Here is a 20,316-nt window from a genome sequence, read left to right on the forward strand (position 1 = left end):
TTAAGTTAATTGACCGTAGGCACGGGCCATATTCCACAGGGTTTGCAGCATCGTTTGCTCATTTGCGGTATATGCCGCACCGGCTGTTGCAGCGCCCCCTGCTTGTTGTATCACCGGAGTAACACCAAACAGCCCCCATTTTGCCACACCGCCCGCCTCGGTAAACTCCATCATGCGGGCACCGCTACTGCGGCGGATGGAAAATACATTTTCGGTCGTAGAGCCGCTCTGCACGTCAAAACGGTAGGTAGGCGTTAGGTTTATCCCCACAAAGCCATCGTTGGTGCCGTCTCCTTTTATAGTTATGCGCGTAACGTTTTTTGTTACAAACCGTAAATTTTTTCCGCTGGTATATGAGCCAAAAGTCACATCATTGTTGGGGTCGGTTATCCAACGGCTTATGATATTATTAACCCCGTCACCCCGGCTGTGTGAATACATCATATACCCAGAAATATTGGGGTTGTTGATACTTATAGTGGGGTATAAACCAAAACTTACGGCATTATTATCCATATACAACTCTATGCCTGTTTGGTGCGAGGTTACCCTGCCTATTTGCAAATTTCTTGTGGTTTGCTCATACCGGCTCTGCGTTCCCAAAAAAATACTTCCTTTTGTTGCATGGCTTGTGGATTGAAGGGTTAGGTTTTCGCCCGAAGCTATACCGCCTGTTACCGTCTGTCCCCCGCTGATACCAGTAATCAGGTTGTTTGTTACCGTATTGGCCGTATTGGTAATGCCACTGGCAAAGGTTAAAGCGGCCTGCTTGCTGTTAAACGTGTTCCAATCGCCGCTGCTAAGTGCGCCGGGTTGGGATGCGCCCGCCGTTTGCAGGCTTATTATTTGGCCGTTTACTGATAAGCCATTGGCGGTGCCAATGGTTACAGCACTATGCGCAAGGCTATATGCGCTGTCCCAGTTGGTAATAAGGGTGTTGGTAATACTGTTTGCGGGGTGGGAGGTTGTCATCCAATCCGGCGTTGCAGGCACCCAATCGGTGCCGTCAAATTTCAGGTATTGGCTGGCAATAGCATCCAGCAGGGCGGCGCTGTCGGTATGGTCACCCAGGCGATGCGGGGTAAGTTCATACGGGGTATCAATACCCACATCATGCGCTGCTTTTGCATCAACTGTGACATTGGTTTTGTTTACCGATATTATAACATCAACTGCCATTATAGCCTGCTTGTTTCGCTGTCTTTTACAAAAAATACGGGTGCATTTTCCACCTCAACTTCTACACCGGCAGGAAAACTTAACTCAAAAGCAAGCTCGCCCAGCCAGTAGTAACTTGTATCTGCGGCATCCAATAGCACGGTGCATTTATTTTCATTGCCAGTGCCGGCCACCGCCTCCACATCGCCCCAGCCTGTGCCGCCTGTTTTGCGGTATTTACTTACCAATTGTTTGTTTACAAGGGCAAGCACGGTAACCTCTGCCAAATCGGCAAAGTTTAGCGGCAACCCGTTTGATTTGAGGGTAAACCTTACTTCTTTGGTTTCGCCCCTGTATAGTATTTCGGTTGGTAACATTTTTAAATACTCCTCCAAACTTCATAATATATAGTGCCCACATCGGCGGGGTCGGTGCTGTTAATACTGAAACCCACCCCCCCGTTCCTGTCATCGGGGAACAAATGGCCCATGTTGGCCCCCGCACTTTGCCTATACAGTTTTATTTCGTCTATGTCTGTAAAACCTGCCCATGATACGCTTGCTACACCTGCCACAAGGGTAACCTGCCCGTTATGCACTTGCTTTTTACCATTAAAGTACCCGGTGGTAGTGGTTAAATCTGCATCATCGGCCTTTGCGTCCAGCGCATCTTGCAGGGCCGTTACATCGGCAATGGCTATGGCCAGTATGGTTTTTGCCTCAGCGGCGGTAAGGTTGGTAATTTCGCCGGTAGCCTTGCGCCCCACCAACTGCGAGGCAGCAACGGTGATGGCGGCCATAGTGCCGCTGTTGTTTTTGTAAACAATGGTATTATTGGCACTGTATGCCGATAAGGCCAGCTTTGCATCCAAAGCGGCCTGCAAGCCGTCTACATCAGCAATAGCAACCGCCAGTATGGTTTTTACATCGGCAGCACTAAGCCCTGTAATATTGCCGCCTGTGTTGCGGCCCACCAGCATCAGCTCACCAATTACCACCGCTGCTAAATTGCCGTCTTTATCACGGATGACAATTGTGCTGTCATCGTCCCAAACGGTGTTTTCCAGTTTTGCCGCGTTCAGGTTGTTAAAGTTGGCATCTACCTCATTGTGGGTAAGTGCGCTGCCTTTGCCTGCTCTTGTTACTATTGTTGCCATTTTTTATTCTGCGTAATCGTCTATCCAATATCCAGCCTCTACATATTCGGGGCTGTAGCTTGTCATTTCAACATTGTTGGCGGGGCTGATGCCCTTTTGGGCAAAAAACCGCGCTATGCTTTGGTTGTTTCCGTTTATATCTTCCACAACATTGCGTATCAAAACGGGCTGGCCGGGGTACAGCAGGGTATCAGGCCCCATGCCGTTATCCTGCCACAGCAGCACCTGGCCTTCTATACAGCCATATTCCTGCAAAGCCAAATCTTCAAGGCCCTGCCCTGTTTTTGCTTTAACTGTTTTCATCTGCCCGCTCTGCCTGTATGCTTATATCAGTGCCGTTAACCAGTACCTGTTCTTTTATCCAGCCATCTGCCTTTAGCTGTAGTTTTACATCCCCTTCAATCCTGCCCAGGCCCACACGGGCGTTTTGCCATGCGGGTGCACCTATGCCCGTAAGGGGGTGCGCTTTGTAGCTGCCCGGAAACGCCTTTAGCAAATGCTCAAGGTGCTGGGCTTCGCTATCACCCACCACATAATCCCCGTTTTTTATCACCGGGGTGCCCGCGCTATCCACCATTATATCACTACTGGCCATGACGTATTTTATCGTTTATACTACTGTTAAAATCAACTGCCAATGTTGGTGTCAATGGTGAGTTACTAATTGGCTCCAAAGTGGTAGGTGTAGGAGTCGCTGCTGCATTAATGTAAGTATGCTGATGGCTTGTCATTCGCTCTTCAAGCCTATTCAATCGTTCCACTAATGTGTTTACCAACTCCTCTGCTTTCACGGTTCCGTATTTATCACCCATGCAATACAGCATTTCTACTTCGTTGGTGGCCGCTACAGTAAACCATTCGGTACTGTCGCAGCGCAGCACCAATACCATGCTGCCCACTTTGGGCACTGCCACAAAACCTGCTTTGCCGTCATATTCGGCCACATCAGTAGCTTGTAGGTAAATATCATCGCGCACATACACCCCGCCGTCATCAAACTCTACCGTACAAGTCCAGTTTTCCAAATCCACTGCTTTCACTTCACCCCAATTGCTCCACTCCACGCCCTCGCCCGCCAGTTTTTTTATCAATAGGCGTGTATTTGCCAAATGCGGCCAAAAGGCCATGCTATTGTTTACTACCTGTTGCCTGCTCATATAGTTACTTTTGGCCCCAGGGTTATATCCCGCCTAAAGCCGTTTATGCCCCATGTTGTATTTACTGCCTCCACGTAGTTGGTGGTTTCGGCTATCTCGTAGCCGTCCGTTACCACGTGTGCGCTCATGCCGTGCTGTATATACGGCAAGCCAAAGGTGGTGTAGCTGCCTGTAAACCTGTCGGTTTTAGCCCCTTTGTACAGCTCTTTGGCAATTTCTTCTACCCGTTCCTGCGTAAGCCCCGGTGCAGCAAACTCGCGCAGCTCACCCCCCTCATCGCCGGTAAACTTTGCTTTCAGCACTTTACCGCCCGTTTGTTTGCTTTTTACCGATACTTTAATTTTCACGTCTTCGGCCTGTTGCAGTTCCAAGCCCTGCTTTATTATGTTGCGGTATAGCTTGTACTGCACAGGTTTTGTGCCTGCAAAGGCTTCGGATAAGTACGCTTTACCTACGGTTAAAACCGGCTGGCCGTTTATCAGCCTGAAAAACGATTGCAGGCCGTACACCTCTTCTACCTCGTTCAGTACTTTGGCGGGGGTTACCCCGCTGCCTTTTATCACAAAGGGGCCGCCCAGGCTGGTATCCAGCACATCGGTGGTGTAGCCGGGGGCTATATAGGCTATTAAATCGGCCATAGTGCCTTTTATGGTGGCGGGGGCTACCTCGGTACGCTTAAACAAAAACATCTCATCTTCGCATACCAGTTGCATGGGCGGCCCCGGTACTATGCTGCGCACATAGCCTATAAATTCGGTGCGCAGGGTACCGTCATACCCCAACTCCACTATTACCTTATCGCCTGTTTTTACCACCTCGCCAATGGGGCGCAGGCTTAAATCACTGCCTTTTACCCGTATGTTTTTGGCAATGGATACCGTTGCGGTAGCGGTGCGCTCTTTCAAAGAACTTTCAATGCTTACCCCGGCAGCAAACGGAAAAACGAGCTTTTTTAGCCCGCCCTGTACAATTATGGTTATCTGGCAGCTTAGGCTAAACATCCTGTAACTCCAATTCTATCGGTTCATCACTCAATAGCTGTATTTCAAACGGCTGGCAGTTGGCATATCCTTCCATCACCGGCCATTTAATATCCTGTATTACCACGTTAAAAATGCCCAGCCCGTTCAGGTACCTGCTTTTTACAACCAATGCGGTATTGTCTTCAAACACGGCGTTTAATTCCTGCACGCGCTCTGCGGGGTACACATCGTTTTCATAGTCTACCAAAAAGCCGCGCAGGGTTATTTCATAATCTCCCTGGGTGATGTATTCCTTTACACTTCCCTTGCGCCCCGGCATAGTCGTTTTTTCTATAATCTTGGGGGCTTTGGCCTCCATCAGGCATTCTACCGGGAAATTGTATTGTTGTAATACACCGCCTGCGGTATAATCAACAATCACCCTGTCCCAAACCACAATGCCGGTTTGCGCCACAAGGTCGAACCTAAAAGGGTTTTCGCCCGCCTCCACCTGCACGTTAAAAGCAGGCAGGGGGCCAGTGCCCCCTGCCCGTTTGTTTGCCAGTGGAAACGCGGGTATCTGTGCGTAGATGTTAAAAACATCTTCAAACGCCTGGTTGATATTGAATTGTAAACTTGCCACTATAATTGTGCTTTATTGCCGCTAAACCTTTTACCTTCAAATTCCAGCACCCAAAGCAATTGCTGCCATTTATCCGCCCAAACGGTATCGGGCAGTTGTTCAGGGTGTGGTATGTGTAGGTGATAGCTTAACAGGCCGTTTATTTTTCGTATCGTGTCCTCGCCCGGTGTGCGGCTCACACTGGGGGCGAGGCGTATTAGTTTTTTAAATACCCCCCGTACACCAGCAAGATGCCCTTGGCAATCAATGCTGCACCGGCAGTTATTTTAATATCAGCCCCGCTATCGGGCTTGCACCGCTCATCACCGCCCAACCAAAGGTTGCGTATCAGCATTTCGCCTACCTGCAAATCCTTGCTTTGGTTAATCAGCGCAAGGCCGTCGGCATAGTGTTCGCGCTGCGGGGGTTTCAGGTAAAATACAAGGGTTTCGCCGGGGGTTTCCAAGTGTATTTCTTTTATTTCCCCGTGCTGGCTTTGCCATGCGGCAAATTGCTTATCGTCTACCTTTCCGGTATAATTGGTTGTATCTTTTGGGTTTTTCATTGTTATACTGGGTATTTAATATCGGCCACACGCAGGGGTATTGCACGTACAAGGCCGTCGCTGCTGTCGGCGGATATGTTTTTGCCTTGGCCTTTAAACATTACGCCTTCCAAAACCTCTTTGGTAATCAGCCCGCTGGATTTTTTCATCACTACGGTGATTGGAAAAGGGTTTATCTTAAACACATCGCCACCTGCGGCGCGTACAATGCCCAAAAACTCCTCTTCGCCCAATTGTATTTCACCATTGCTGCGGTCATTGCCCCGGCTGTAGCCTGCTGTTTTTCGGTTACCGATTGCGGCAAACTCGGTTACATCCTGCGTGCGGTCATAGTTCAGCATCCGGCACGAAGTGAGCACACGGCCCAGCATTTCTATACTTACATCGGCTGCTGAAAAGCGCTCTTCATTAATTACTACGTCTGCCATTAGTTAAAAGGGTTATTAAATCCTACACTTATTTGAATTTGTCGGCCAATGGCCACAGGGGTAAAGGTGAGTTCCATTGCCAGCGCATCACCTGCCAGCAGGTTTTGCTCAGGGTCAATAAAGCAGTCTATGCCGCCTGATATATCGCCGTCGGTTTTCATTGGCTCAATGGCCGCCTTGGCATTTTCTTCAATACCGGTGCGCGCCGCATCGGTAAGCTGCCCTGTTTCTTCGTCAATTAAAAGACGGCTGTTAAGGCGGGGCAGGGTTTTTACCCTTGCCAGTTGGATAGCCTTATCCACCGTGCGGTTGCCTTCTATATAGGCATAGTCGTTATCTATTGCCTCGCAGGTGTGCGTGTCGTTAAACCATATACCGGTTAGCCCGGCTTGTGGTATGGCAAAAATGTACCCCTTATCGTTAAGGGTATCCAATGTGCTTTTTGTTTGCGCGCTTATCAAAGCGTTGCTTGACAAGCCGGGGTTGAGCCAGTAGCTGTTTGCAGTATCCTGCAAATCAAAATCATCAATTACCTCGGCAGGGCTTTGGCTCACGGCTGCCTTGCTCAACATGCCCAAATAATCACCTACGGCGGCATAGCCGTTGTACAGCGCGTTAGAGCCTGAAACATCTTTATCCGCACCAATTACCACACTAACGCCGGGGGCTTCCAGTGTGCGCAAATCGGTGGCGGCGGCGGCTGTGCCGTTATAGCTGCGGCCTTCTACTATTACACTGCAATAGCGGTATTCGCCCGCTTCCTCTTCTACCAGTGCCTGCGCTTTGGGTATGGCTGCTATTACATCATCATCCAACCCACCCGACAATGTAGGCGTGTATCCGCTTGCCGGGTTGCGTATAACACCCAGCAGCTTAATGCGCCCATTTTTATCTTTGAGCAGCTTTTTGGCATTGCTCACATTGGCAACGTCCACCATTGCGGCCAGCGTAGTGGTTTGTGCCAACGCCATCAAATGCACCTCGGCATTGGGGTTATGGAAAAAGATACGGCTGATGTGGTGGTGGATTAGGGTAGCGTTAGTGGTATCGTATGCTGCATCCACACCCAACGCCTCTAAATCCTTAATGGATTTCAAGGGGTATATGGTGCCCAACACAAAGGTTGATGATACGGCAACTCCGCTGGTAATTACACCTATCACGCCGTCAAGGTTGGTAGCCCTGCGGCCTAAACCGCCTTGCAAACGTGTAACTGTTACTGAATTAAGTCCCATTTATTTAAAAGTACTTTAGCTGTTAAAATAAAAATGATAATGCCCGCTGCTCCCAACACAAGCCAAGCCCAAACAGGCGTTTTTAATACTGTTACGGTTTTGGTTGCGGCTTCTTTTCTTAGCCGCTCTATCTCTTTTTGCAGGGTATTTATAACTTGCGGCAAAGCCTCACATTCGGCTTGCAACCTGCCTGACGTATCGGTATAAAACTTTAACACAGCTTGGCTGTTGCGATATATTACCGTGTCCCTGCCGTGTTTTAATTGCCCCAGTATGGCAGCGAGCGCGCTACTGTCTATTCCCGTACTCACGGTTGCGCCCGGTACTGCCACCTGTACATCTTTTAAGGTTTCCTTATAGGTTTCCTCTACTGTATTAACTACAGGCGTTGGGGTTTTACACCCTCCTAAAAGCAGCAACAGCAACATCAATAAAGCGGCTGTGCCGCCTGTATTACGGTTATCCTTAGAAACCAACAGGCCAATACCCAAACCAATGCCCACGCCTGCTTCCGTCCAGCTTGTGCCGTTGGTAAACACGCTGGCTATACTGGCAATTATGATTATAATGCCAATGATGGAGGTTACCGGGTTATTGACTATCCTGTTTTTCATTTGATTAGTTGCGGGGGGCGGAATCGAACCGCCGACCTGTAGATTATGAGTCTACTGCTCTACCGCTGCGCTACCCCGCGATGTTTGCCCCGGCCTACCGGCATAACCGGAAGGGCGCGGGGCTTTTGTTAGTATTAGTTTGCCGTTACGGTTGCCACATGGTCGAATGTGCTGCCATTGAACACGTATAAAAAGTGTTTAATCTTACTTATTGTACCTGCCTGGCTGGTGGTGTATGAAAAGCCTGTGCCTTGCACCAACGCGCGTGCTGTGCCATCACTACCGGCTTTAATCAACAACATTGCGCCTGCTTCTACACCGCTGTCAACACTCAGGTCTACGGTGGTATCCTGCGCCATTGTGTCCACGGGCACAATAGTCATTTGGTTAGTTACCGTTACTTCAACAGTTGCGGCATCTGCCACACTTGCCTGCACATCGGCGGCGGCAAAAGGCCATTTTAAGTTACTCATGGTTTATTCGTCTTTAATGGTTATGTAAACTTTTTCGCCCCTGCTGATTGCGTTAGCTACGGTAGGGTAATGCGTGGTATAAGCATCGGTGCTGTTTAAAAGGCTGTACCTTCCATTTTGCTTATTGATTTTATTGCCTACCAGTATGCACCCTGCGGTATCTTTATCGGTATTGCCGATATGGATAAGTATATCCTTAAAATTGGGCACATCCTGCAACCACAGCATCCCTATATGGAATGCAAAACGGTTTTTATACCGCTGGTGATGGGCGCCGAAAGTGCGGAGTTTTATTTCATACTTACCGGCAGGGATACGGGTTTCGCCCCATACTTTTACCGCCCGCTTTTCATCCTCAAGGGTATGGCAAAGCAGCTTACCGTTCAGGTATAAATCACCAACCGTTTCGTGTTGGTTAGATTCTTTGCGGCATAGTACAAGCTCTATCATTTTCCGTTTTTACCGCCTTTTGTTGGTTTTGTGGCTTCCTTGGCTACTTGCTCTTCGGCTGCTTTTGCCTCGGCTTCCTTGGCTGCCTGCTCTTCGGCTGCTTTTGCCTCGGCCTCCTTGGCTGCTTGCTCTTCGGCTGCTTTTGCTTCGGCTTCCTTGGCTGCTTGCTCTTCGGCTGCTTTTGCCTCGGCTTCCTTGGCTGCCTGCTCTTCGTTTGTTTCAGGTTTAAGGGCTTTTTCTACCGTTTCGGCTGAAACAGGGGTTACCTTGTTATCGTCAAGGGTTTTGGCGTGGTTGTGTGCATCGTTGGTCTTAAAAAACGACTGTCCGTCGGCAGTAACATACAATGTGCGGGTGCCGGGATGCGTATCAAACGTTATCTTTAGTTCTTTGTAGTTCATGATCTTTATTTAAAATTGAACTTCTTTCACGCCCCTAAGCCCGCCCCTTTTCAGGTGGCGGGCTATGGTGGGCAACACCAAAAAACTACAAGTATTTCTTATTGGCCTTGTACCAAGGCTATAATGCCTTTTTTGTCTTTACGAGTTTTACCGCCTGCGCGTACCATGGCCGAGAATATCGAGCCGTAGTACTCAGGTTTATCAAGGTCGCTGTACACTTTTATTTCGCCTTTGGCGCGGTTTACGAAACGGGGGTGCCAAAACAAGGCGGCCTCGTTATCGGTAGTTGCAGCGGTTGCCCCTAATGCTTTTTTCACAGGCGTGCCGGTGTTATCGTAAATGCCCACCCCGTTACGCACAAGGATGGTGAAACCCAACAGGCGGCCAATGGTTCCGTCAAGCAGGTTGGCTGTTCCAATTTTTTCAAGGCTCACAAAATTTTCAATACCCATAACATCAGCTACCATTGCCGGGGTAATCAGGGCAAAACGCTGGTCGCGGGGCACATTCATGCGGTCAAGTTTTTCAGCCACATTAATAAGGTCAGTTTGGGTAACTTTTAAGCGGTTACCTGTTGCGCCGGGGGCGGTAGCCACACGGGTGGCACCGGTGGTGCGCACAATATTGTCCGTTCCGTCAGGCAGCCACAGGTTGGCAAAAAAGTCGGCCAGCTTGGTATTAATAGTGTCAGAATGTTGCATAAGCACGCTCTGACGTTTGTTGTAATTGATTTCCAACTCCTCGGTATCGGTAATAAGGGTTGGGTCGCTGGTAAACTCGTTTAGGTCATAGTCGTTAGTATCGTCAGTACGCTGGCTTATTTGTGCAGGCAACGTGCTGCGGTTTATTTCAACATTAGGGTTAATGCCCTGAACCGGATATTGAACGGTTTTACCATTAACAACAAAAGGGGTATCATCCACGCTACGGCTATAAAAACTATTGTCGGGGAAGAGAACGCGCTCAAGGTCGTTACGGAAAACGGTAACAAACGGGTTGGCAAACGCCACTGCGTTAGGCCGGTTAACCAATACTGCTGCTGCAACGGACAAAACCCCGCTAATATGCAAGCTGGCCCCTTCATATACCACTTGGTCTACACCTGCAATACTCAACACAAACGCGCTGAATAAAAAGCCTGCAAAAGCGGCCAAAAGGGTGTACATAATTGCTACTGAACTACGGATTTTCATTGTATTTTCCTCTTATCTTGTTTTGTACTGTAATTAGTTTTTGTCGGGCTTAGTGCCGTATTGCGCTTCGAACAATGCGGCGTATTTGTCCCATTCCTCACGCTTCATTTTTAAAAGCCCGGTAGAATCCTGTTTTTGCCATGTTTCCAAATCCCAGGTGGCTTTGTTTTTCACATCCACTACCTGTGAAGGCGCAGTGGGGGTTTGTGGGGCAGTTTTCAAGTGCGCGTTTATATCCACAACGGGGGTTGCTTGTTTTGTATCGGCCTGTTTAGTGGCAGGCATGGCAGCAAGAGCGTTTTGTACGGTATCAAAATCGCTTTCTGCCAATTTTGTCCAGTTGGCTACTTGCTCTTCGGTAATCTTACCCTCTGCTTTGGCGGTATTAATAAGGTTAGTTACCTTAGCCGTATTAGCGGTCTTTAGCTCATTTTCCAGCTTGGTGATTTTAGCATCACGGGTGGTGAGCTCCTCTTTTACCTTAGCTAAAAACCTGTCATCATCATCGCTTTCGGTAAGGCTGTTGCTAATGTTGAACGCGCCAAACATGGCTATCAACTGCATTTTCAGTTTATTCATTTCCGGTTTGTTTTGGTTAAGTTGGTTGTATATGGCCCATACTTCCGAGGGCTTTTTATTGGTCACTAAAGGGGCTGTTTTAACACCGTCACTTTCAATTATTTTGGTGGCAATGCCATATTGCAGGCATTGCTGGGCGTTTAACCACGTCATTTTGCCCGGCTGCATCCAGCTTTTCACTACGTTTTCAGGCTGTCCGGTTTGTTTCATTATGAAGGCAATAACCTTTGCCTCCATATCCTTCATCAGGGTAACCTGCCCTTCCATGCCTTCCACTTCACCTTGATACCCTCCGATTGGCCGGTGAATCATCACCATAGCATTTTGCATCATCCACCGCTCTTTGCACGATAAAAAAAGCATCCCGCCCATACTGGCGGCCATGCCTTCGTTGATGCCTATGGTGTTTACCGGGCTTGTGCTGATAATGTCGGTAATGGGCCAGCCTTCCAGCATACTTCCACCGTTGCAATGGATAGGGATTTTAATAGTGGGGTATGCCGATGCCAGTTGTAAGAAAGGCCCCCTGAAACTTGAATAATCAATCTCATTATCATCAGTGCCTATGTCACCGATAATTCTTATTTCAGGAACATCGCCCGAATTGATTATTTGAAACCACTGATTTGGCATAATTGTTACGCAAAGATTGCCACAATGGCAGTACGTAACAAGTTGCTATTTCTCATAATGTCATAAAAAAGGACATTATGACACTAAAAAAGCACATAAGAAATTTGCCATAATGGCAGTACAAAAGGGGTTTACCATCTTTGTGAGTGAAATGGCACTAACAGATAAAAAAAATCAAGCCAAACAGCTATACCTCGAAACCGACCTTACCCAAAAGGATATTGCCGCAATGCTTTGTGTTAGCGAGGTAACCCTATCAAAGTGGGCACAAAAAGGGAACTGGGAGGGCGAAAAGGCGGCAGACCTTCTTAGCAAAACCAGCTTGGTAAAGATGATTTATGATGAAATAGCCGCCAAGAAAAAGGCCGGGGAGCGGTTAAGCGCTGATGATGCCATAAAGTATGCAAAGGCTATTGACCTTGTTAGCAGCAAAAGTGTTAATGCGTCAAGCGCAATCAATGTGTTTAAACAGTTTACCGCTTGGTTGCAGGGCCGTGATTTAAAAACGGCCAAACAAATCATTTCATTCCAAAAAGAATTCGTAGCTGAACTATTAACCAATGGCACTTCAAATTAAAAAACGGGAATATGATGAGTGGCTGGAATTCTGTCAAAGGGTTGCGTCAGCCACAGATATTCCTGTCAACGAAAAAATTGCGGATAAAGAAGAGCGCAAAAACAGGCTTTTAAAGAATGAAAACTATAATGAGTTTGTTAAATATTACTTTCCTCATTACTGCGATGACGGAAAAACAGACTGCGCCTATTTTCACAAAGAGGCCAACGAAGAAATAAGTAATGACCCTAACATATTAGCGGTATTGGAATGGCCCCGTGAACACGCAAAATCCGTTCATGCTGATATTATTATTCCGCTTCGTTTAAAAGCAAAAGGGGAATTGACCGGCATGGTGCTGGTGGGGAAAAACAATGATGATGCCTGCAACCTTTTGTCCGATGTACAGGTAGAACTGCAACACAACAAGAGATACATAAACGATTTTGGAGAACAGTTTAGCTTTGGTAACTGGCAGGATGGGGACTTTACTACAAAAGACGGGATTAACTTTAGCGGCCTTGGAAGGCAACAAAGTCCACGCGGTATGCGAGAACGCGAAAAACGACCCAACTATTGCGTAATTGATGATATAGATGACGATGAGTTGGTAGAGAACACCAAGCGGGTTAAAAAGGTCGTAAAATGGATATTCGGAGCATTGTACTTTGCATTAGGCATCAAGGGTGCGCGGGTAGTTGTGGCAGGAAACCGAATACACCCCAAAAGTGTACTTGCCCATGTTGTAGGCGATATTAAGCCGGGCGCTCCCACGCGTGAAGGCATCTATCATAGCAAGGTATATGCAACCGAAAACCCAAAAGGGGTTAAATGTTATTTGGAGGCTGGTGGTAAGCCTGCGTGGAAGGAAAGGTACACTCCTGAAGAACTTAGCCGGAAAATAAAAAAAGCAGGCATCTATCACAAACCCGAATTTTACCACGAAAGCGGCGTTGACGGTACAATATTTAAAGATTCTTTGATTAAATGGAAGCCGATGCCCGCAAAAACATGGGGCAAATACAAAGTAGTGATAGGCTACTTTGACCCTTCATTCGAAGACAATCCAACAAGCGACTATAAAGCGGTAAGCGTATGGGGCCTATATATATCCGGCTCAAGTGACTATGAATTCCATTGTCTAAAAAAGTTTGTTCGACAATGTGACCTTGATGAGCCTTTTGAATTTATGAGCCAAATGGATGATGCAATACAAACCGGGGTTGGTATTATTTGGTACGTAGAGCGGCAGTTTATGAACAAACCAATCAGGGAAGCATTAAAACGTCACAATAACCGCCGCAAAGTGCGCGGAAAAAAACCATTAATGCTTATCCCTGACGCGAGGGATAAAGAGAACAAGTTTACCCGGATTATAAAAATGTCCCCTGAGTATTTAGACGGCCATGTATATAATAACCTTGAGGAAATTAACGATGCCGACATGATAGAAGGGACTGAGCAACTTAAAGGTATTGAACCGGGCTATCGTTCCGCAGATGATTCCCCCGACGCTGATGAAGGGGCGTGGAATTACCTATACCCGCACATACCCGATAATGATTTTAAACCTATAATCCGTAAAAGACAACATGCAATTGGATGGTAAACAGTTTGAAACAGTGAAAACACTGTTAATGGATATTGGCCTTGGGGCAATAAACATAGTGGCTTGGACAGCCAGCATATCACAAGGGTTAAACCTGTTACAGCAAATAGCAACATTGGTTGTAACAGGGTTAAGCATCTACCTGCTCATCATGCGGATAAAGAAGTTTAAAAAGCAAAAAAACAACAACGACGATGGAGACAACCTTTTTATTGGATAAAGACTACCGGATGGTAGTACGCGATGAGGTAAAGCAAATACTCATGCAGGCGGATAATTCGGTATTGAAGATGGCCGAAGAAACCGCCATTGAAGAAATAAAAAGTTACCTGTCGGGGCGTTACGATGTCGCTAAAATTTTTGTGCAGCTATACAGGTTTATCCCAAACCAGCAATGGGGCGCAGAGGATTACGTGTATAATACTGACGATACGGTTTACAAAGCATTGGTGGACAGTCCGGGTGATGATTTTACAGATGCTGGTGACTGGCAGGCAAGCGACCCACGCAATAAGCTGGTGGTAAGTTTTGCCGTTAAAGTAGCTGTTTACCACCTGCACAGCCATATCAGCCCGCGCAATATCCCCGAACTGCGTGTAAAGCAATACGATGATACTATTGCTTTTTTAAAGCTGGCCGCAAACGGCAAAACAAATATTGACTTACCCCTGCTCGAAGATGTAGGGGCACAAGGTACTTTCAGGCTCGGCTCCAATCTCAAAACAAGCCAGCGGTGGTAATAATTAAACGGTGTTTAAACCCTGTATAAATGAATATTTTACAACGGATATTTTCAAAAAAAGAAACCCCTCAAAATGTTGTTTCCAACGACTTGAAGCGGATGGCAAAAAAAGACCCGGGCGCCTTTATGATTTCTATCATAAAACAACAGCGCAGCCTTTTTAATAAAGAAATAAATACTTGGAAGGCAGCAAGGGCAGAGGCATTGGACATATACAACCCAAAACGGATTTTATTAACCGAACTGTACAGGGATATTGAACTGGACGGGTTTATCAGGGGCATTAGTAAAAACAGGGTACTCAGGGTGAGCAACAAGCCTTTTAAAATTGTAAACGGCTCTACAGGCAAAGAGGACAAGGAAAAAACACGCCTATTGCACAAACGCTGGTTTAAACTGCTAATAAAGCAAGCTGTCCGCGCATCCTATCACGGCCATAGCCTTGTGTATTTTAAAGAGCCCGACCCTGTTACAGGGCTGTTTAAACAAATTGAATTGGTGCCCCGCGAGCACGTTGTACCCGAATGGAATGCAGTATTTCCCGACCCGCGAGGGTTTGAATATTTTGATTACAGCCAGCCACCGTTCTCAGATTTTATAATCCCTATCGACGGGGAGGAAGATTTGGGGCTTTTTGATGCCGCTGCACCGTTGTATATCATTAAAAAGCATAGTTGGCAAAACTGGGATGAGTTTGAAGAAATGTTTGGCCTGCCTATCCGCATAGCCCAAACCGCCAGCCAGGACAAAAAGGTGCTTGCCGAGATTGAAAAATGGATGCAGGAAATGGGCAGCGCTGCCTACGGCATATTCCCCTCAGATACGGTACTGGATATAAAAGAAAACAAGCAAACCGATGCGTTTGATGTGTTTTACCAAAAAATCAAAGGCTGTAACGAGGAGTTGGAAATACTGCTGACAGGCAACAAAAATGCCAGTCAGGAAGGGGGTACCTACGGCAAGCAGGAAGCCCTTTTGGTAGAGCAGGATGAGGTTACAAAAGACGATATGGGGTTTGTTGAGGATTTGGTGAATGATGAAATTTTGCCCCGCCTGCGTTTATACGGCTACCCTTTGGGCGAAGATGATGTGTTTGCATTTGATAACACTGAACGCTTAGGCATTAAAGAAATGGCTGACGTATATAAAGTGGTGGTAAAAGACATGGGGTTTGAGGTGGACGAGGAGGAGATGAACGAGCGACTGAGCATAAAAACCAATGGCCGCCGTAAACCAACAAAAGCCGCCGAACCTTTGGCCGACAAAAACAAACAGGAGGTTTTGAAAAACTTTATTGCCCAACAGAAAGCAATAGCCAAGCTGTATTTTAACAAAGATGTGTAACAGGGCCGCGCATATAGTTATGGAGCTTCCCTATGCCATTCGCAAAAAGCTGGATGAATTGGGAAACAGTATGGCAAACAAGCTGTGGAACGGTGAAATTACCGCAAAAGGCATCCATACCGCTACATCGGTTTATACATTTAAAGAGTTGCGCAAGGGGCTGTTTAAGACTTTGGGAGGGGGGTTTGATACCCTGAAACCCGGCACGCCTTTATACAACCGCGCCGCACAAATAGAACTGGATGCCCTTTTGTTTTCTGCCCTGAAAAACAACCGGCTGTGCGCGGCCATGTCTTCATTAAAAAGTTTTGGGGTGGATAAAGAAACCTTTATGCGTGAGTTTAAGCTGGCATTTGATACCAGCTATATTACCCAACTGGATGCAGAACTGGATCATGTACGGGCGGTAACCGAAAGCGCAAAACAGTGGAGCGAAGCAGTAGAACGCGCAGCAGACGGGTTTGACTGGCTTAAATACCATACCATGCAGGATGAGAGGGTGCGCGATGAGCACCGACCATGGGACAATATAAAACTACCCCTTACGCACAGCTTTTGGCGCACGCATTACCCTCCCAATGGTTACCGCTGCCGCTGTTATGCTACCAGCGATTTTGAAGGTCCCGAAGTACACCCTTTGGAAAGCGAATTAAAAGCCAACCCATTGGCAGCGGAATTCCGCCGGAACTTTGGCGCGGACGGCAAAGCCTTTACCGGCTCACCCACCCACCCCTATATTAAAGACTTTGATTTTGCTGCCATGCGCCCACTCAATCTTCAAATCAATGCCCTGAAAACAGAACTACAGGCATATACACAAGTGAAGGGCACAGCAGTATATGAACACCCGCTAATTAACCCTGCTGAGGTAGAAATGAACCGAAAACAGGCTGTGCGCCTGTCAAAAACTACCGGGGCAAAAATCACACTTACCCCTGATGCAAAACTTACGGGTTTTAAAAACCCCGACAGTATTGCCGCAAAAAAACCAGTTGAATTTAAGCACATCACGGGCAGCAACGTAACTAACACCATAAAGCGGGATGTAAGCCATGCAGGCAAGCAAGGGGCGCACACTGTGTGCCTTTTTATCGAAACTGAGGCATATAATAAGGCCGCCGTAATACGTGCATTAAAAGCGGTGGCCGGACAGCCCGAAAATTACACCGGGGTAAAACTTATCGTGCTGCAATTGGATTTTTTGGAAACGGATATACTGATTGAACGGGACAGAATAGGGGACTTTGATTTTGATATGCTGCCCTAAAACGCCAAAAGCCACCTTGCGGCAGCTTTTGGTTGGAGCCGTCGCCGCTTGTGGTTAGCAAACTGGCGGCGGCAAAACAGTACAAATATAATAAAGAACGGTGAAATGAAAAAATCGCTTGAGTATGTGATTAATATGCGCCCCGGCGATATGCGCGGGGTAGATATGGGCAAGGCTAAAGTAATGGGGCTGGATAGGGCCGTTAAAACCTTGGGCAATGATTTTGCCAAAAGTACCCAAACACTGGCTACGCAGATTGACCGCAGCATGGGCCAGCTTACCACCCGGTTAGACAGGCACATGCGCATTATGGGCCACAAATATAACAAGGCACTTGGGGTGATGGGTAACAATGGTGGGGGGGGTGGTAAGTCAGGTGGAGGTGGGTTGTTTGAAATGGGTGCATTATCACGGTTTCTTGCCCCGGCAGCTATTATAGGGGCCGGAAAAATGGCTATTGATTTTTCTGATCAGGCTACAGAGGTTAAAATGCAGGTGCAAAGCCTTGATAATGCTATCAAGTTTGCCAACGCAAAAGAAGGTGAAAAAAACCTGTTGTATTTAGACCAAACAGCCAATAAGCTGGGTAATGATTTGATGGCTGCCAAAGAGGGGTTTGCCCTGTTAAGCGCGGGGGCATTGGGCACTAAAATAACCAATGTTCAGGTAAAGGATATGTACGAAAGTGTGGCCGGGGCACTTACGGTGATGGGCAGGAGTGCCGAAGACCAAAAGGGCACTTTTTTAGCCCTTAGCCAAATCATGGGCAAGGGCAAGGTACAGGCCGAGGAATTGAGGGGTCAGATAGGTGAGCGCATACCGGGGGCGTTTAACATCGCAGCGCGGGCAATGGGGGTAACCAATGCCCAATTGGATAAAATGATGGCAGACGGTAAACTGATGGCCGAAGACTTTTTACCCAAATTTGCTGCGGAATTAAAGCGAACTTTTGCCAGCGGTTTGCCAACAGCAATGCAAAGCACCCGTGCTGAAATGACCCGCATTGAAAACCAAACCGTAAAAACAATGGCGGTACTGGGTGATCAGTTGGAAGGGGTAAGTTTGGGGTGGAAACAAGTGAAACTGGCGGCTATGCAAGCACTCAGTGAGTATTTACCTAAACAGGACGTTGCAAAGCCATTGTACGCTGTTAATGCGGAACTGAATAAAAATTTTGAAACACTGCAAAGTTTAATTCCCGGAACTGAAGAATATAATGCGTTGCGGGAAAAGATTAACTCCACCTATCCCCAATACCTGCAAAACCTGATAACTGAAAAAGATACGCTTTGGGATTTAAAGTATGCGCAGGAACAGGCAAACGAAGTTATGAAAGCCCGAAGGGTGGGGATGATTGGGAAAGAGCGTATAAAAGAACTTGAGGAGGAAAAGCGGGCCACCTTACACTTAATGGCCTACAGCGAGCGCAAAATACTTGATGTGGAAGCCCGGCGCAGAATGGGGGACAAAGCAGGGTTGTTTGAAGCCAATTTTAACGATCAAATATCGCAACACCTAAAACTTATAGACGGAGCCAAAAATGCCCTTACTGAAATAGACAATAAAATTACCCGTGAGCGGGATATAACCTTTAAAGTTAGTTTTGAAGGTAACCGCAGGGGTTTGTTGAACGACGCAAAAAGCATACAGGAGTTAGCTATGGCGATGTACGGGCAAAACGCAGGTGATTATAGCAAGGCCAGCCCGCAGGCAATTGCCGGGTTAGTAACTGCTGCTAACCGTAAATTTGGGAGCCAGGTGCAGTTTAGTTCTTTTGGATTAAAACAGGACAAAAAAGGGAACTGGGTATTTGGTTCTGATGATGCTACCGGTGTGGCCGGTGGCGGTTCGGGTTCACCGTACAGCCCCACAGTATCGGCGGGGCGCAGCGTGCGCAACGTAAGCGTGCAAATTGAAAACCTTATACGGGAATTTACAGTTAACACCAGCAGCACCAACGAGGCCATCCCGGACATGAAACGCGGGGTAACCGATTCGCTTACCCGTGCTGTAACTGATTTTGAAAGCGCATTGTAATGCAACAAAACCGTAACTACATAACCTTTGAGCGGATAAAGCAAAATTTTCGCAACCGCAACCATGTGGCTATGCGCAATATTGCTTTTTTGGCTGCCCAGTTTTTCCGCGAAAACTTTAAGCGGGGCGGGGTACAAAACGGCACTTTTACCCCTTGGAAACAACGCAAGTTTGAGTTTCCCGGCAAGCGCAGGCAATTGTTGTACAAAGGGGGCGAGTTATTCAGGGGCATACAGCACATGACGGCACGCAACAAGGCCATTGTATTTAATAACGTAAACTATGCGCTTATACACCAGCAGGGCGGCGAAATACCCGTTACCCCTGCTATGCGCCGTTTTTTTTGGGCAATGGCCTATAAAGCCGGTGCAGGCAAATCATTAAAAAAAGACGGAACGCCTGGCAACAGCCAAAAAAACAAAAGCCTTGACGCTGCGGGTGAAATATGGCGCAACCTTGCTTTAACCAAAAAACAAACCCTTACCGTCCCCTCACGCCCTATATTTTACCATAGTGTTGATTTGGAACGTAAAATAGAACGGTATATAAACACACACATTCAATCATTACAGCGATGAGTATAAAGAAAAACCTATTTTTAGCCCTTCAGGAACAATTACGCACTGTTGACCGTATGCAGTGGGTGGATAAGAACATGGGACAGGTACGCCTGTTGGATGATACCGGTGCGCTGGTACCCATGCCCGCAGTACTGATTGAATTTAGCGAGGCCGCTTATGCACGCACAGGGGCAGGGGTGCAACGCGGGCAATGTGTAGTACGCTTTACCGTGTTGTATGAAAACTATGCCGACAGCCATGCGGACAGCACCAACAAAGATGTTGCGCTGCGCTATTTTGATTTTACCGAAGCGGTTTATAAAGCACTTGAGGGGTTTGAATATCCCGGATGTACACCTTTAACACGAATGGGCGAAGAGGAGGACAACGACCATAGTAATTTTATTGTAACCAACCTGATTTTTGCCACTGAGATTACCGATGATTCAGCAGCGCAAAAAACTATACCGCTGGGCAAATCCCTTGAAGTGAACGCTACATTTAAAACGCCAAGCTCAAGGCCTGAAGACACCACAAAAACCGATTTTGTAATCCCATAATAAAAAAGCCCGGCG

The 20,316-nt window shown here is 47.2% G+C and carries 26 protein-coding genes, 1 tRNA gene and 1 pseudogene; 9 read left to right on the forward strand and 19 right to left on the reverse strand.

The features are described 5' to 3' along the window. The 19 genes and pseudogenes from F9K23_00650 to F9K23_00740 all read right to left on the reverse strand — a co-directional run bounded on the left by F9K23_00650 (position 1) and on the right by F9K23_00740 (position 11,626). A complete protein-coding gene (locus F9K23_00650; protein ID KAB2918679.1) occupies positions 1–1,179 on the reverse strand; it encodes a hypothetical protein in 1,179 nt (392 codons plus the stop codon). After that, the gene (locus tag F9K23_00655) at positions 1,179–1,535 is read right to left on the reverse strand and encodes a hypothetical protein (GenBank protein ID KAB2918680.1); all 357 of its coding nucleotides are present in this window, start codon (positions 1,533–1,535) and stop codon (positions 1,179–1,181) included. Before F9K23_00655 ends, F9K23_00650 begins: the two co-directional genes overlap by 1 nt. 2 nt (positions 1,536–1,537) lie before the next feature. Then, on the reverse strand, positions 1,538–2,314 hold the full coding sequence (locus tag F9K23_00660) for a hypothetical protein (GenBank protein KAB2918681.1): 777 nt from the start codon (positions 2,312–2,314) through the stop codon (positions 1,538–1,540). 3 nt (positions 2,315–2,317) lie between these two features. Continuing rightward, on the reverse strand, positions 2,318–2,617 hold the full coding sequence (locus F9K23_00665; GenBank protein KAB2918682.1) for a hypothetical protein: 300 nt from the start codon (positions 2,615–2,617) through the stop codon (positions 2,318–2,320). Next, positions 2,604–2,909 (reverse strand): hypothetical protein, encoded by a 306-nt coding sequence (locus F9K23_00670; protein KAB2918683.1) that lies wholly within the window; start codon positions 2,907–2,909, stop codon positions 2,604–2,606. The genes F9K23_00665 and F9K23_00670 overlap by 14 nt, the downstream gene beginning before the upstream one ends. Further along, positions 2,899–3,471 (reverse strand): hypothetical protein, encoded by a 573-nt coding sequence (locus F9K23_00675; protein KAB2918684.1) that lies wholly within the window; start codon positions 3,469–3,471, stop codon positions 2,899–2,901. The genes F9K23_00670 and F9K23_00675 overlap by 11 nt, the downstream gene beginning before the upstream one ends. Then, positions 3,468–4,472: a hypothetical protein gene (locus F9K23_00680; GenBank protein KAB2918685.1), complete on the reverse strand. Its 1,005-nt coding sequence runs from the start codon at positions 4,470–4,472 to the stop codon at positions 3,468–3,470. The genes F9K23_00675 and F9K23_00680 overlap by 4 nt, the downstream gene beginning before the upstream one ends. Then, positions 4,465–5,076: a hypothetical protein gene (locus F9K23_00685; protein ID KAB2918686.1), complete on the reverse strand. Its 612-nt coding sequence runs from the start codon at positions 5,074–5,076 to the stop codon at positions 4,465–4,467. Before F9K23_00685 ends, F9K23_00680 begins: the two co-directional genes overlap by 8 nt. Continuing rightward, a complete protein-coding gene (locus F9K23_00690) occupies positions 5,076–5,255 on the reverse strand; it encodes a hypothetical protein (protein KAB2918687.1) in 180 nt (59 codons plus the stop codon). Before F9K23_00690 ends, F9K23_00685 begins: the two co-directional genes overlap by 1 nt. A 17-nt stretch (positions 5,256–5,272) precedes the next feature. Next, on the reverse strand, positions 5,273–5,620 hold the full coding sequence (locus F9K23_00695) for a hypothetical protein (GenBank protein ID KAB2918688.1): 348 nt from the start codon (positions 5,618–5,620) through the stop codon (positions 5,273–5,275). Positions 5,621–5,622: 2 nt separating this feature from the next. Then, positions 5,623–6,048 carry a hypothetical protein gene (locus F9K23_00700; GenBank protein ID KAB2918689.1) on the reverse strand — a complete coding sequence of 142 codons (426 nt, stop codon included), beginning with the start codon at positions 6,046–6,048 and terminating at the stop codon, positions 5,623–5,625. After that, positions 6,048–7,283 carry a hypothetical protein gene (locus tag F9K23_00705; protein KAB2918690.1) on the reverse strand — a complete coding sequence of 412 codons (1,236 nt, stop codon included), beginning with the start codon at positions 7,281–7,283 and terminating at the stop codon, positions 6,048–6,050. The genes F9K23_00700 and F9K23_00705 overlap by 1 nt, the downstream gene beginning before the upstream one ends. Beyond that, complete coding sequence (locus F9K23_00710; GenBank protein KAB2918691.1) at positions 7,265–7,897, reverse strand: hypothetical protein; 633 nt, start codon at positions 7,895–7,897, stop codon at positions 7,265–7,267. The genes F9K23_00705 and F9K23_00710 overlap by 19 nt, the downstream gene beginning before the upstream one ends. An 8-nt stretch (positions 7,898–7,905) precedes the next feature. Next, a tRNA-Met gene (locus F9K23_00715) sits at positions 7,906–7,977 on the reverse strand. Positions 7,978–8,031: 54 nt separating this feature from the next. Beyond that, positions 8,032–8,370: a hypothetical protein gene (locus tag F9K23_00720; protein ID KAB2918692.1), complete on the reverse strand. Its 339-nt coding sequence runs from the start codon at positions 8,368–8,370 to the stop codon at positions 8,032–8,034. Between the two features lie 3 nt (positions 8,371–8,373). After that, positions 8,374–8,820, reverse strand: a complete 447-nt coding sequence (locus F9K23_00725) for a hypothetical protein (protein ID KAB2918693.1) — start codon at positions 8,818–8,820, stop codon at positions 8,374–8,376. A 32-nt stretch (positions 8,821–8,852) separates the two neighbouring features. After that, a pseudogene (locus F9K23_00730) lies at positions 8,853–9,032 on the reverse strand (calcium-binding protein). Between the two features lie 287 nt (positions 9,033–9,319). Further along, positions 9,320–10,414: a hypothetical protein gene (locus F9K23_00735; protein KAB2918694.1), complete on the reverse strand. Its 1,095-nt coding sequence runs from the start codon at positions 10,412–10,414 to the stop codon at positions 9,320–9,322. 33 nt (positions 10,415–10,447) lie between these two features. Next, entirely contained in the window at positions 10,448–11,626 is a 1,179-nt protein-coding gene (locus F9K23_00740) for a hypothetical protein (GenBank protein ID KAB2918695.1), read from the reverse strand. Positions 11,627–11,738: 112 nt separating this feature from the next. Between F9K23_00740 and F9K23_00745 the strand changes: the two genes are divergently transcribed. The 9 genes from F9K23_00745 (at position 11,739) to F9K23_00785 (ending at position 20,301) form a co-directional block, all read left to right on the forward strand. Beyond that, on the forward strand, positions 11,739–12,203 hold the full coding sequence (locus F9K23_00745) for a hypothetical protein (protein ID KAB2918696.1): 465 nt from the start codon (positions 11,739–11,741) through the stop codon (positions 12,201–12,203). Next, complete coding sequence (locus tag F9K23_00750; GenBank protein KAB2918697.1) at positions 12,187–13,791, forward strand: hypothetical protein; 1,605 nt, start codon at positions 12,187–12,189, stop codon at positions 13,789–13,791. The genes F9K23_00745 and F9K23_00750 overlap by 17 nt, the downstream gene beginning before the upstream one ends. Positions 13,792–13,804: 13 nt before the next feature. After that, positions 13,805–14,011: a hypothetical protein gene (locus tag F9K23_00755; GenBank protein KAB2918698.1), complete on the forward strand. Its 207-nt coding sequence runs from the start codon at positions 13,805–13,807 to the stop codon at positions 14,009–14,011. Then, complete coding sequence (locus F9K23_00760; protein KAB2918699.1) at positions 13,986–14,531, forward strand: DUF1320 domain-containing protein; 546 nt, start codon at positions 13,986–13,988, stop codon at positions 14,529–14,531. The genes F9K23_00755 and F9K23_00760 overlap by 26 nt, the downstream gene beginning before the upstream one ends. 29 nt (positions 14,532–14,560) lie before the next feature. Further along, positions 14,561–15,877: a DUF935 family protein gene (locus tag F9K23_00765; protein KAB2918700.1), complete on the forward strand. Its 1,317-nt coding sequence runs from the start codon at positions 14,561–14,563 to the stop codon at positions 15,875–15,877. 70 nt (positions 15,878–15,947) lie between these two features. Beyond that, positions 15,948–17,144, forward strand: a complete 1,197-nt coding sequence (locus F9K23_00770) for a hypothetical protein (protein ID KAB2918972.1) — start codon at positions 15,948–15,950, stop codon at positions 17,142–17,144. A 105-nt stretch (positions 17,145–17,249) separates the two neighbouring features. Further along, the gene (locus F9K23_00775; protein ID KAB2918701.1) at positions 17,250–19,181 is read left to right on the forward strand and encodes a tape measure protein; all 1,932 of its coding nucleotides are present in this window, start codon (positions 17,250–17,252) and stop codon (positions 19,179–19,181) included. Beyond that, complete coding sequence (locus tag F9K23_00780; GenBank protein KAB2918702.1) at positions 19,181–19,759, forward strand: hypothetical protein; 579 nt, start codon at positions 19,181–19,183, stop codon at positions 19,757–19,759. Before F9K23_00775 ends, F9K23_00780 begins: the two co-directional genes overlap by 1 nt. Next, positions 19,756–20,301 carry a hypothetical protein gene (locus F9K23_00785; GenBank protein KAB2918703.1) on the forward strand — a complete coding sequence of 182 codons (546 nt, stop codon included), beginning with the start codon at positions 19,756–19,758 and terminating at the stop codon, positions 20,299–20,301. The genes F9K23_00780 and F9K23_00785 overlap by 4 nt, the downstream gene beginning before the upstream one ends. The last annotated feature ends 15 nt before the right edge of the window (positions 20,302–20,316 follow it).

Source organism: Bacteroidota bacterium (assembly GCA_008933805.1).
In the GTDB taxonomy this organism is placed as follows: Bacteria; Bacteroidota; Bacteroidia; order UBA8524; family UBA8524; genus SB11.